This window comes from Rufibacter sp. JT20002 (assembly GCF_056491185.1).
The window spans coordinates 1,617,994-1,630,859 of the sequence record NZ_JBSZJY010000001.1; the positions used below are offsets into that span (position 1 = coordinate 1,617,994).

At 52.9% G+C, this 12,866-nt stretch carries 11 protein-coding genes; 5 read left to right on the forward strand and 6 right to left on the reverse strand.

What is annotated here, in order from left to right:
- Nucleotides 1–11 precede the first annotated feature (11 nt).
- On the reverse strand, nucleotides 12–464 hold the full coding sequence (locus ACW9SV_RS06420) for a hypothetical protein (protein ID WP_479555911.1): 453 nt from the start codon (nucleotides 462–464) through the stop codon (nucleotides 12–14).
- Nucleotides 465–1,257: 793 nt separating this feature from the next.
- On the opposite strand from ACW9SV_RS06420, the gene ACW9SV_RS06425 reads away from it, so the two are divergent.
- Nucleotides 1,258–2,352, forward strand: coding sequence for an acyltransferase family protein (locus ACW9SV_RS06425; protein WP_479555912.1), 1,095 nt, complete (start codon nucleotides 1,258–1,260; stop codon nucleotides 2,350–2,352).
- A gap of 337 nt (nucleotides 2,353–2,689) precedes the next feature.
- Here ACW9SV_RS06425 and ACW9SV_RS06430 read toward each other — a convergent pair whose 3' ends face one another.
- Both ACW9SV_RS06430 and ACW9SV_RS06435 read right to left on the reverse strand, forming a co-directional pair.
- Nucleotides 2,690–3,082, reverse strand: a complete 393-nt coding sequence (locus ACW9SV_RS06430; protein WP_479555913.1) for a hypothetical protein — start codon at nucleotides 3,080–3,082, stop codon at nucleotides 2,690–2,692.
- A gap of 926 nt (nucleotides 3,083–4,008) precedes the next feature.
- Nucleotides 4,009–6,027 (reverse strand): CehA/McbA family metallohydrolase domain-containing protein, encoded by a 2,019-nt coding sequence (locus ACW9SV_RS06435; RefSeq protein WP_479555914.1) that lies wholly within the window; start codon nucleotides 6,025–6,027, stop codon nucleotides 4,009–4,011.
- 604 nt (nucleotides 6,028–6,631) lie between these two features.
- On the opposite strand from ACW9SV_RS06435, the gene ACW9SV_RS06440 reads away from it, so the two are divergent.
- A complete protein-coding gene (locus ACW9SV_RS06440) occupies nucleotides 6,632–6,781 on the forward strand; it encodes a hypothetical protein (RefSeq protein ID WP_479555915.1) in 150 nt (49 codons plus the stop codon).
- Between the two features lie 27 nt (nucleotides 6,782–6,808).
- Here ACW9SV_RS06440 and ACW9SV_RS06445 read toward each other — a convergent pair whose 3' ends face one another.
- The 3 genes from ACW9SV_RS06445 to ACW9SV_RS06455 all read right to left on the reverse strand — a co-directional run bounded on the left by ACW9SV_RS06445 (nucleotide 6,809) and on the right by ACW9SV_RS06455 (nucleotide 8,329).
- The gene (locus ACW9SV_RS06445; protein ID WP_479555916.1) at nucleotides 6,809–6,946 is read right to left on the reverse strand and encodes a hypothetical protein; all 138 of its coding nucleotides are present in this window, start codon (nucleotides 6,944–6,946) and stop codon (nucleotides 6,809–6,811) included.
- Complete coding sequence (locus tag ACW9SV_RS06450; protein ID WP_479555917.1) at nucleotides 6,947–7,477, reverse strand: dihydrofolate reductase family protein; 531 nt, start codon at nucleotides 7,475–7,477, stop codon at nucleotides 6,947–6,949.
- A 72-nt stretch (nucleotides 7,478–7,549) separates the two neighbouring features.
- A complete protein-coding gene (locus ACW9SV_RS06455) occupies nucleotides 7,550–8,329 on the reverse strand; it encodes a helix-turn-helix domain-containing protein (protein WP_479555918.1) in 780 nt (259 codons plus the stop codon).
- 569 nt (nucleotides 8,330–8,898) lie between these two features.
- On the opposite strand from ACW9SV_RS06455, the gene ACW9SV_RS06460 reads away from it, so the two are divergent.
- The 3 genes from ACW9SV_RS06460 (at nucleotide 8,899) to ACW9SV_RS06470 (ending at nucleotide 12,436) form a co-directional block, all read left to right on the forward strand.
- Complete coding sequence (locus tag ACW9SV_RS06460; protein ID WP_479555919.1) at nucleotides 8,899–9,402, forward strand: PadR family transcriptional regulator; 504 nt, start codon at nucleotides 8,899–8,901, stop codon at nucleotides 9,400–9,402.
- Nucleotides 9,403–10,084: 682 nt separating this feature from the next.
- The gene (locus ACW9SV_RS06465; RefSeq protein ID WP_479555920.1) at nucleotides 10,085–11,407 is read left to right on the forward strand and encodes a T9SS type A sorting domain-containing protein; all 1,323 of its coding nucleotides are present in this window, start codon (nucleotides 10,085–10,087) and stop codon (nucleotides 11,405–11,407) included.
- Between the two features lie 90 nt (nucleotides 11,408–11,497).
- Nucleotides 11,498–12,436 (forward strand): hypothetical protein, encoded by a 939-nt coding sequence (locus ACW9SV_RS06470; RefSeq protein WP_479555921.1) that lies wholly within the window; start codon nucleotides 11,498–11,500, stop codon nucleotides 12,434–12,436.
- Nucleotides 12,437–12,866 lie beyond the last annotated feature (430 nt).

The window sequence follows — 12,866 nt, forward strand, 5'->3', positions numbered from 1 at the left end:
TTTGGAAAGGGTTATAAATTTGTTTTTGCAAAGTTTAAATACATAATCAGGTACTCCCCGTCATAGTCATACTTCACAGTCAAACGGAGTTCTTCTGAATCAAGGGCAAGCACCTCATAATCCATTTTGTTGAATCTAATTGTTGTTTTACCAGCTTTAGAGCTAAGGACGAACAAATCTGAAAGATAAAACACCCGCCTCGTTGGGTCTTCCCTGTCAAAAATTTCCACTTGGACGTTTCCTCCACTGAAAGAAAGATACTCAGGGTCTTTTAAAGGCAAGGCCACTGACCTGATTAAACTCCCGTTGTCCTGAAAGGTATTTTCAGACCCAGAGGTGAGTAGCCATTTACCCTGCAATAGGCCCTCTGCCTCAGCAATAGTTAGTACATCCTCATCATCATCGTTACTGCATCCAGAAAATGCTACAAGAACCAACAGCAGGAGGGGCAAGAATCTTTTCATTGGGGATTGCTTGAAGTTTCCCAAATATAGCGGTTGTTTTGAATGTGAAGTAAGGCGTTAGGCAAGTTAGACCAAGGCATGGGCTGTAAGATCAACTCCTACTAAAAGGCTGTAAACGAGGAAGCCCTAGTGGGAGCCAGGGCTTAGAAGGGGCAGTAACGTTAAAAGGAGCCGTGCGGCTACTCCGGAAAGATGGGTTAGGCCGACTAGGGCCGACGCGGCCCCTTGAATACTGTATCCTCAATGACGTGGCGTACAGACATCGGTTCCGCAAAACTGGGCCAAATATAAGGCATGCACTGCAAAGCAGCAGCGGCTTGGGCAAAATCACACCAGGCTCTATGCCGGAACCAGAGGTTTGGGTGGTCACATCCGGCATTACCCCTACCTGGGCGCTTTCTCCACCGCTAAATTGTCTTTTCTATAGTTGGTAAACCCGCAGCAGCATGCCGAGTAGTAAGTACTGAAGTAGCTTATAACCGCCTCGTTTACAAGCAGGACGAACTCCCCGCCTGGCATTGGGGTAGGCGATGCCGCCTAGTGATGGATACTGTTGGCCGGGCGCGAAGATTTGTACATATCGGGGGATCTTGAAAGCCCAAAGTAAGGGATTCTTAATTTCACACAGGCCGAAAACATAATTCTTAACTGCGGGGCTTTAGGTCAACAAGGGTGTATCTGGTGTCTATTTGAAGAAATATGGTAAAAAAAGATTAGGCACTTTGGAAATATACAATTCTATTCACTAATATTAATAAATATAACATGGAATGTAACTAAAGGAACCATCCCTATGCCGCAAACTCTAGAACAGGTTAAGGAGGCAAGCTTTTTGTCTGGCCTTGGTGAAGAAGCCCCGAAGGCGGCCTCCAAACGCATCATTGAGCTTGACTGCACTAGGGGAATCACTGCTTTCCTGGTGGTCTTTGTCCACTTTGCCCATGGGACTTTCCTTCAGGAGTACACCAAGGTACTTGTGGGGGGGACCGATTTGTTCTTTATCATAAGCGGGTTCGTGGGGTACAACCTGATGCGATCCAATCCCTCGCCTGGGGACTACCTGAAGAGGCGCTTCGTCAGGCTTGTCCCGATATTCTGGGTTTGCGCCACCTTGACCTCCACCCTTGTTTTCATATACCACTTCAGGGGAGGAATCCCCAGCGGCCAGCTGGCGCTGGGCTACCTGGCCAACCTGTTGATGGTAAATTACTTCCTGGGTTTGCCTTTCATCGACGGAGTGTATTGGACCCTTCTGATCGAGGTCCTGTTCTACGCCCTTCTGGGGGTTCTGCTTTGCCTGGGGTGGGTGAGGCACCTGGAGAAGGCTGGTGCGGCAACCCTCGTCTTTCTGCTTTTGTCCAGTGTGCTCCCCTTGGGGGAGGTTCAGAGGGAACTTTGGCGCTGTCTGGGGAATTTCCCCCTCCTTTTTGTCTGGCCGGCGTTCTACGCGGGGATCGTATTCAACAGGATCAAGTATGACGGGGCAGATTACCGTAGGTGGTGCCTCGTGCTTCTGTGCCTGGTGGCCAACGTCGCCCTGGTCGGGCATTCGGAGAGGATACACATCGGGGTCATGAAGATCTCCCCATACGCCCATGGCGCCATGACTTTCGTCTACTTCGCCTTCTTCTACCTCTCCATCAACAACCGCCTCCGGTTCATCGTCAACAAGGCCACGCTGTTCCTTGCCAGCATCTCCTACTGCCTCTACCTGACCCATTTCAAGATCGGTGAGCAGTTCCTCAGGCCCAGGTTGCAAGGCATCCCGGGTATCTGGCAGATACCCCTGCTGGTGGGGGCCGCCGTCTTGCTGGCGGTGCTTTTGACTTACCTTGTTGAGGTTCCGCTTGTGAACAGGCTGAGCCGGCGGTTAAGGCTTAATAAATAGGTCCCGCGCTGCAGGCTAGAGGTAGCCAGGGGGAATTAGAGAATTAGAAACCAAATGATTCCTGAAGTCCTTTGCCTGCTATTATCATTGGTTGTGCAAGGTTTCTTATTTTCTTAATATATCCGTACTTTTTATGAGCCGGAGGGGTATAACTACGGTTGATCTGAATCTTATAGATACTTGGACTTTGCAGGCCGCCTTCCTTGTCAGTCGAGAAGGTCTCACGATTCTTCCCTCTTTGATTAGAAGTTGTCTAGTATAACACAAGAGCTATAGGCGGAAGGATTACCTCTGACTTCTTTTTGTATGTGAAATGGGAGTTACAGGCCATTTGCTCTCACCAGAGCCTTGTAGGGTATCTCCCGATGAATCTGTGATGCTGTTCATCCGAAACCCGCCGGATCTCATCACAGACAGACCTCACGAGTTGCCTGCCTTTAAAAGAGAACTCATAACGCTCCGGTTGGAAGGGTTTACCTGGGACCACTACAACAAGGTATCCATTCTTCACCAGAAGGTTGATAGAGTCATAGATGCTGTGGAGGAAGTGGCTACCCAATAGGCACTCCGCCACCTTGGCCGTGGTGAAGGTGAACTTTGCCAAGGAGAGCTGGTGGCAGGGGCAGAGGATCTTCCAATCCCTCTGCCTTAATCCGTGCTGCTTCTTCATGCGCTTGATGATGTGGTGCTGAGCAGCGAATATTCCCGGCAGATCGTTCGTGTTGGCCAAAATGTGTGGTATTGGGTGTAAGCAGTGGATTTTGGAGGGTGGTTGTACCTAACGCACAGGTCCTTACTTTGGGAATCCACCCTACCACAATTTACCAAAAAAAGGGCAGGTAGCTTGCAGCTAACCGGAAGGCTGCAACGGTTGCGCGAAGCTGCTAAACAAAGCTTGCCTCAGAAATATATAGTAAAAATATTATATAGAGAACTTGCCCGATTCTGCCGGATCGATTACCTTTCTCCAAATCGATTACCTTTCTCTAAATAAGACTGTCAACTAATCTGAACCACCATGCACCTTATGCCTCAGCTCCTGAAAAGGCACCTGTTCCTGATGGTGTTCCTGCTTATCGCCTTTGCCAGCCAAGCGCAGACCGTCTATAAGACAAGGACCGGCAGCAAGTACCACACCGCATCATGCCGTTACCTGAAGAGTTCCTATGAAACCACCGTCAGGGAGGCCTTAGCGGAGGGCCTAAGTGCCTGTAGTGTGTGCAAGCCCGGATCAGGGAGCGCAGCAACTTCCGCGGTCAAGGTGTCCAACTTCCAAAGCAGTGAGTCCTCTAGTTCAGAGGAGCGGTCAGGCGAGAGCGTCCAATGCTCAGGAACGACAAAGGCCGGGAACAGGTGCAAAAGGATGACGACCGATCCGGCCGGAAGGTGCTATCAGCATTGGCCAACCTCATTACCACAGAATAAAGCACCTGCTGGAATACAAGCTCATACTTTCCACAGCCCCTAACGTCGTCACCAATAGGCTACCTTGGAGCCTCAGGCAATCCTTAATGGGCAGCTGAAGCCTGGCTTGAGGCTCATATCCAATAAGTGTATCAAAAAAAGTATAGCTAAATTTACCCTACCCAGGTCCTCGCATTAGGCAGTAGAAGAGGTAAGTTTCTGTATTACGGTAAGCTATATCTTTTACTGAAACTACTCCAACCACACCTGTTGCGTGAAGGCACCGTTCGCCGCCACGTCCCATAGCTCCAGCCTCACCCACTTGCGCCCCCCTAGGTCGGCGTTGAACTCAAACCGTTTCTTCCCGAAGGCCTGGGTGTCGTCGAGGCTTATCCGCTCCCGGTAGGTTTCCTTTCCGTCGCCGGACACGATCTCCGCGAAGTTCAGCGGGAAGGTCCAATCGGCCGAGAGGACGATCCTCGCCTTGCCGGAGCGGGGGACCTTTGCCGTCTCGCCAGCCCCCTTGCCGTTCACGGTGAACACCGGGAGCAGCACCTCCCCGGTGGTGACGAAGAACCTCCCCTGCCGCAACGCGTCCAGCACCGGCTGCCAACCCTCCCTGAAGTCGGGCAGCCGGTCCAGCTGCAGGTAGTTCACGTTCAGGTGCGCGTACATCTCGTTCTGCTCCGTGACGGTGAAGATGTCGCTCTCCGCGATCACATGCTTCCTCAGCCCCCAGTTGGCCATGTCATCCATCAGGTGGAGCACGCGCTTGCTCAGGGTCGGCAGGGAAAGGTCGGCGGGGATAGCCTTCCACGCTGCCCCCATGAAGGTCCCGGATTGGAAGAAAGGTTCACCTTTATAGGCATCAGGGTAGCCGGTGGAGGCCTTCGTGCGGGCGTGCGCGGTCCAGGCGAGGCCGTTTTCCAGCTCAAGCAACCTTAGCATCTCTTCCTTGTTCCCTATGCGGTACACCTTCCCATACTTGGGATGGTCCGAGACGAAGGGCATGTCGGGCTGCCTGGACATGATCCAGTTGACGGGTTTCGGGAAAAAGCTCAGCCAATGGCCTCCGTAGAAATTGTTGGGCTCCTCGCCCGGCAGCAGAAGGAAGTTGCCGTCGGAAAGCCTGGCGCACTGCCCGTGGAGCGCGTGCAACTCCTTCAGGCGTTCCTCATCAGGCCCTTTGGGGTGGCCTGGCCCATGGAACTCCCCCAGGTGGACGATGTTCACCCCGGCCTTCTCGAAGACCGTCTTGAACTCAGGCTTCTCCGGAACCGGCAACCCCTTCAGCACCACGTCCATGGTGAACTCGTTGTGGAAGTGGCTGGCCATGGTCTTGTACCCCGGCAGCGGAACATAGGAATCGCCGTGGGTGAATTTCTTCACCTCCTCCAAGGCCTCCGCGGGACTGCCCGTATCCAGCAGGCAGAAGAAGTTCAGGCGCTGCCTGGTCCTGGGCGGGGCGTTGAACCAGGGGACGAAACGCCTGTCGCCCAAGGGGTCCTGGCGGATGCCGATCCCGTAGCCGGGCATCAGGCCGCCATAGTCCTGCCCCCACCAGGTGAACTTCAGGTTGAAGGCCTCGTCCAGGGGATAGAAATACTGGTGCGGGGGAGGGAACAGCGCGAGGCTCCCCCCTTGGTTTTGCCCGATGATGGCGCGGTACTTCACCTCCTGGTTCACCGCGGCAGTTCCGTGTACCACCTCTGTCGTTTGGAGCACGTCCTTCACGTCCGACCAGGATATGCTCTCCCAGGCCTGCGTGTTACTCACCAGGCCCGCGTCGTAGAGGATGGCGGTGGAATCCGCCTCCGTGGCCATCACCGCCGCCACGTTGAGCAGGGGGCTCCCGTTGTACAGGGTGATCTCGAGCTCCCCCCTGAAGGAGGCCGCCTGCATGCCGGGGATACGGACGATGGTATGGGAGCCTGAGCTGCTCACGCTCGCGGATCGTTTATCGAAACTTACCAAGTGGGCTTTGTAAGGTTTCGTGGGGACCCGGTCGAAGAACACGTCCCATCCCCCGCTTTTCGGGTCCAGGGTCCTTTTGCCGATGGTAAGGACGAAGGCCGGGTCAAGCCCAACGGCGATCTCCTTAAATCCGGCTTTCGACCCCAAGCCGATGCTTTTGAACAGGGGCCTGCCCTTTTCAAGGTCCAGGACCAGCCTCCCGTTCCCGTCCTTGCCCGCAGGCCAGCTGACATCCAGAAACGTACCCTCCACCCGCACCTTTACTCCGCTCCGCCTGTCCAGCTGGGAGACGTCCACGGGGGGCTGCGCATGTGCCCCAAAGGCACAAACACAGAATAGAAGTAAAAACGTAAATCGTTTTAGCACAATTCCCGGTTCATTTTTGCAAGAAGTCATACGTTAACAACAATTTGGGGGTAAAGCAGGAAACGCGGACGGCGATCCTTTAGGTCTGTTAAGTTAGCAGGAATGATTTGTATTGCAAAATGCTGGTTATGAACCAACAAGCACTTGCCCGTAGGGCGGAAAGCCAAGAAGTGCAACCGGGCCCCATGGTACCTACGCCAGGCGGTCCCTTGCCCAAACGACGAAGACCGACAGGTGTTAAGGGAGCCAGGGTTCCCATTTCTGATTGATTCTTACTCCACCGGTGTCTTACATCTTTGTGTAAAAAGAATGTAGGACCGCCAAAACAAGCCCACCCGGTCACACCCAAAGCGTTCCAATCGGGCGAGCACACCCCCGCCCCTCCAATACAAGCCACCAATATCCACTCCCCTCATTTCGATATTGGGGTTATTTGGCCTTTCGATTAACCTTACAGGCATTATGGGCTGACCGCCTACCTGTAAGGTTCATTCAGCCGAGTACCTCTCGGAGGAACGTACTGGTGCGGCACTATATGGGCCACCTCATGCAATTGATGGTGGGCGGGAAGGTGGGGCTGGGCGATAAAATCACCCACCCTTTCTGCTTGCCCAAGCGCCGCACGGGTACGGCATCTTCAAGAAAAGAGAACAGAAACCGCGTGAAGGTGGTGCTGAAGCCCTAAGGTACGGGGAATTGCCACAGTATCACCCTACATGATCAGGGCAGGGACCGCTATGGACTGCACATCGGCCCTGAAGTCGGCTTGGGAGAAGTTAAGTGAATCCAGGCTCCCCTTGTCCCCATATCCTTTTCTATGGTCGGTGGGGCAAAGCCTTGCTCGGGGCATTCATGAACCGGCCATTCTGTAATGGAGTTGGACTAGCCCTGTCTCATAATGCTTTGCAGACACCAGCTCGAGCCCCTGCTCCTGGCGCCCCCCCTTGAACAGCCTTGTCCCATCGCCGACCAGAACGGGCACGAGTGAGATGATAAGCTCGTCAAACAACCGCTCTTCCAATAGATTGTTCACGATCTCTGCCCCGCCGTCGCAAAAGATGGTTTCCCCTTCCCTCTTTTTAAGGCCGAGGACCAGATCCCTGATGTTACCGGTGAAAAAGAAGATATTCCCTTGGCTTGGCCTATTCTTCCTGGTGATAACGTAAGTCTCTTTGGCGGCATGGGGGAACGCATGGCCTTTGCCCAGTACCCAGTCATAGGTCTTCCTCCCGACGATGACAGTGTCCACGGCAGAGACGAAGTCAGCGTAGCCGTAGTCTTCCCCCTCTTTCTGCACCCGACCCAGGAAATCCAAATCATCGTTGGGTTTGGCGATGTACCCGTCCAAGGAACAGGCGATGTATAGAACTAGCTTTCTCATGGTTAATCACGGATTTTATGGTTTCCCGCAAAGGACGTGGGTTCAGGAAAGCGTTGATTGCATAAAATTAACCTAAGGGGAAAGAGTTGATAAATCCGGTGGGGTCACCCCCATATGTGCCCTGAAAACCCTGATGAAGTGGGGCTGGTCGTAAAAGCCGAGGTCCAGGGCCAACTGGGTCAGGCTGCCATAGCCCCCTGCCTTCAGGCGTTCCAGGGATTGGAGGATGGCCTTGGCATGGACATATTTCAGGGGCGAGAGACCCAGGTGCTCGTTGAACAACCCGATGAACGCCTTCGGGGAAAGGCCAGCCTCCGAGGCAACCTCCCTTATCTCCGCCTCGCCCAGGGAGACCCTGTCCAATGCCGAGAAAGCCCTAAGGAAACTATCCCTGGGGCTGCTGTGTAGCGCCCTTTTCCTGAGATGGGATTCAATGGTTTCCAAGACCGCGGCCGGGCAGGGGTTTACCCACTTGCCTATAAGGTCCATCCACCTTCCCATGCCCGGGAAACAGTCAGCCCCGGCTACCCGGTTGGCCGTTCGCCTCCCGTCTATTCCGTAGAGGGAGTAAAGGCCGCAAGGCTTGAAAATAACGCCTGCGGTCAGGTGCCTGCCCGAGGACCTGACCGGAAAGCATCTGATGCGGTTACCTACAATGGCTGGATAGTTTGGCCGGGTAGGTGTGAAGCCGTGCGAGCCCACTTGGAACCTGTCGCCCAAGGAGAAGAACACCTCCTGCCCTAGCAGGGGCTCTGCGATCCCTTCATACTCGAAAGTATCGGAGTAGTTGACGTATATCCTGTCAACGAACTCCCCGAGAGGGCTATCCATGATTATCTCGATTGATTCCATGCTAATGGCGTTGATCTTAACGGTCCGTAAAGGCTGGTCCCGCCGGGATGAGGGGACACAAAGGAGTCAAAGCCTGGCAAAGGCCTTGCAGGGCGGGCCTTGGTATCCTTAACTGAATCCAGGGAAGCAGCGCCGGTGTTTTTGGCAAAGGCTTTTTCCTGCCGCCTACCCTTCAGCATGGACAAGTAGGCGTTACCAAGGGGAGGTTGGGAGGAGGTGTGCCGCATGGGGATTCTTGCAGGTGATTTTCTTCCCGGCAAATCTAAGTCTTTCCGGGTATCGAACGAAAGCCAAGCCAAACTTCCCCCTGCTTGACACGTTTGATGGAGAAGCTTGACACATCTGATGGAGAAATAGCTGGCTGGTTGGTTTAAGTGCTGGGCTCCTCAGCCAAATTGATAAAATATCCTTCGCATAGCCTAAAGATGCCTAACATAAGAGGCAATTATCGAATGAAAGAAACATTGTTATTAAGGAGAAAATCAATCCCCAAGGGCCAAAGCGGAGAAGAGAACTTATTAACCAATACCTTGTATTTTGATGTATCATAATCCTTTGTATATTTTCCCATGAACGCGACGGAACTACTGAAGGGCACCCTGACCACGATCCTGCTCAAGCTGCTGGCCGATAACGGCCGGATGTACGGTTACGAGATCGCCCAGAAGGTGCGCGAGCTCACCGGGGACAAGGTCCTGGTGAAGGAGGGCTCCCTCTACCCGGCCCTGCACAAGCTGCTCAAGGACGGCCTCGTACAGGTGGAGACAGTCCCCGTGGGGTGCAGGATGAGCAAGTACTACACCATCATCCCGCAGGGGCAGGTCTCAAAGAAGGCGCACCTGGAAGAGCTCAAGGACTTCCTCCAGACGATGCACAGCCTCATCTTCCCTCGGCCGGCCATGCTTAGCGAGGAGGAGGAAGCGTTCTTCAGGGGGGAGATCGAAGGGAGCTCCCTCTCCGCCCCGGGGCTCAAGGAGGACCTGCTGGACCACTTCTGCTGCTTCGTGGAGTCTAGAAATGAAGCCTCTAAACAAAAACCAAGCTCGCCTCTCTCTTCTGAGCTAGCTCTCTAGCTGAGAAGAGAGAGGCGAGCCTTATAAAAGGAATCTTTCGCAAGCAAGGATTCTCTCCTCCATAAAAAGCTTATTATTTCCCTAGCTTCTTAGAGGTGACTACTGCCTACACATCCGGCTTGTCATCAAGGAAGTAGCCAAGTTGCTTTACCCAGCCCTTGTTCGGACCAAAGATTTGCTGCGCTCTCTTTAGTAATCACGCATGAGAGACACGGCCGCACCCATGTCTTAGGACAAGACCTAGGCCTTCTATTACTTTTCCTTTTGACACCCAATCCTATTACCTAACCAGGCATCATCCTAAAGCCTATTGTTTGATTTGTGAAAAATCTTGAATGCTTTAGAAAAGCACATTTCTAAGAAGCAGCAAACTACCAGAAAGGGATTGGCTGTGTTAAAGTAAACTGAAAGCTAGCAAACCCTCCCCTCTTTAAAGCCGCTGGCCGGGCTCCCTTTTGTCAACCAAAAAGGCTTTCAGCTACCAATATTCCTTTTTCATACTTGATATCTGGGGTTCCATCTAATATCCATTGGGACCGTAGGCAAGCCATCTACCTTTGTATCATCCAACGAGGAAATAAGTTAATTACAATACAACCGCTTACCGAGTACGCTTACCATGGGATTTTTGAATTATTTAAACATTAGCCTTGCACCTAAAGTAACCCGCCAACTTCGTTTGGTGACTTCTTTTCTCCTTTTCCTAATCTTTACCGCACCAGACTCCTTTGCCCAGGCCAACAATGCGCCTGTGGCTAGCAATGTCTCCTTCTCGGTGGATCGAGCATGGGGTTCCTGGCAAGCCATCTCCCCTTTGGCCGGAACAGATGCCGAAGGCGAAGCACTCACGTACCGAATCCTTTCCCTGCCTTCTTCAGGCGCCCTGTCTACTTCTAGCGTAGGCTCTGCTGTTGAGCTTCAGGCGGGCCAGGAGGTGAGCACCAATCAGCTGTACTTCAAGGTAGGCAGCAAAACCATTGGCACGGTGGTCTCCTTCACTTATAAGGTCATTGACGCAGGCGGCAGAGAGTCCGTGACGCCGGCCGTCTATAGCATCTACATCGGGACTGTGCCCGTTCCCTCAGCTGTGAGCAAGATCTCTAAACCCATCTCAAATCTGGGAGAACAGGCCGAGATCACGCTGGAAGCCAAGGGTGGTCAGGTTGCCGGGTACCGGGTTACAGCACTGCCTGCCCCAAGCCAAGGGAAATTGAGTTTGCGAGTGCCGAATGGGTTGGCTGAACTTCCTGTAACCCTTTCGGGGTCATACGACCTCTCCATCGCGGAGGCAAACCAACTGGTGTTCACCCCAAATCCGTCGTTCACAGGAATAGCCACCTTCACGTACGTGGCCGGAGATGGCACTTCCTCTGCCACCGCCCGCATGGCCAGCATCAGTGGCAGAAACGCCAGATACTCTGCGCCCGCTACCTACTCCATCCCGGTGACAGAGCCAACGCCCCTGCCAGTGGAACTGACAGCTTTCTCCGCGAAATCAACAGGCGGCGTGGTAGCCCTTTCCTGGGCGACGGCGTCTGAAAGGGGCAACGACTTCTTTCAAGTTGAGAGAAGCACCGATGGGAAGGTTTTCCATATCATTGGGCAAGTAAGGGGCCACGGCACCACCAACACCGCCCTTTCTTATACCTTTGAAGACAATGCTCCTTTGGCAGGCACCGTTTACTACCGTCTTCGGCAGGTGGACTTTGATGGAAAGGAAGAGTTTTCAAATGTAGTGGCCACAAAGGTAGCTAAAGTAGCATCACTCTCCTTGGCGGCGCGTCCAAATCCCACCCAAGGCAAAGCTATCTTAACTCTTGGGACGCCTCTTACTGGCCCAATTACCCTCACCCTGTTCGGGGCAAACGGTAGATTAATTTCACAGCAGCAGTTACAAGCAGGACAGGACTTAGCCTTGGATCTTTCTGGTCAGGCACCGGGCGTGTACTTCGCGCAAGTGGAGACAAGCGCCGGAAAGTCAACGGTGCGGGTGGTTAGGTTTTAAGCCTCCTTTAGCTGAAAAGCTGCCAGAAGTGCCTGAGCAAGTCTGAATTACCCTTGTCTTTCTTATCATTAAAATTAGTACCTTAACGGTATGAGAAACAGGCTGCTCTTCCTTTTCTTTTTGTTTGTGGCGTTCGGTTGCTCATCTGATAAGGAACAGGATGATCCGGCGCCCACCCAGAAGCCTTTCCAACCCGAGTTGCCTAAACTGGAAAGGCCAGACATCATCCTGAACGAATTAGCCAAAGGCGAATTTAATAACGGCGTTATTTCCGCCATCCACCTGAGGATTCCCGAAAGCCCTCCCCGCCGGTGGGTCTTTGAGGCGGACGGGAACAGGTTCAAGGCGGTGACCCTTATCAACCCCTATTATCATTGCGAGGAGACTAAGTACACCTATACTTACCACCCCTCTGGCCTAATCGATGAAATTATCTCTGTAAGGGCAAACTGCCAAGGGTACACGGTGACCTGGGTCTACAAGTACAACTACGAGCAGGGGCTGCTGGTGGGCATCACTGGCAAATCCTACTTCAACAGCGCCACTGCTAAAGACCAGACCTATTACGTAGTAGACAATTACTTCTCCTACTACCCCAACGGCAAGGTGAAGGACATCTACTCCAACTTCCGGTCGGCGTACCATACCTGGGAGTACGGGTTCCAGCGGAAGACCCTCACCTACGACGACAAGGGCAACATCACCCAAGTCCTTAGGCGGGAGTGGCCCAACCCTGAGTACGACGAGCGGTACACCTTCGAGTACGACCAGAACCCCAACCCGCTCAAGGGCTTCTATGTGGTCAGCAGCGTACAGTCTGAGCTACCAGGCGTGGGGTACCCTACCAGTTTGGGACCGAAGTTCCTGTCCAACAACTGCGTGGTCTCCATAAAGACCGAGATGGTCAACTACCCCAAGCCTCCTTCCTTTGAGTATTTCGACCATGCCGCTTCCGGGGGCAGGGTGATCGACTTCGGGGAGGCTGAAAGCACTGCCAGAGGTTTCCGCTTTCAGATTTTCTATAACTAGGTTCGTATCTGGAACCCTGCGGAAATTCCTATTCCTATTGAAAGCTTTTCACCCAGTATAGACTCTGCCAGAGTAACTCTTTGCTGGGTTTCCCTCATTAAAAGCGCATCAGAAATTACAGCTTAACCTTAAGCTCTTCAGCTGTTTTGCAGCCCCTTTTCTGAAAAGATGCCCTAATCACCTTTGTCTGGAATTCCTATTTCAGCAGACAAGAGGTACATTCCTATCAGCCTTTCCTTGCTTCTTCCTCATGCAGGGTCCTCCCGTATGACCTCTCTCGCCAGACAGGCTTTGATTATCAAAATCATATCATAAACCCGATTCTATATTTTTTTCATAAAACCTGTCTAAACCAGCAAAGTGTTGCCTCTAATATTTCAACTGCTCAATCTCTTACTATCCTCTTACCTCCAACATCATTAATCCTTTA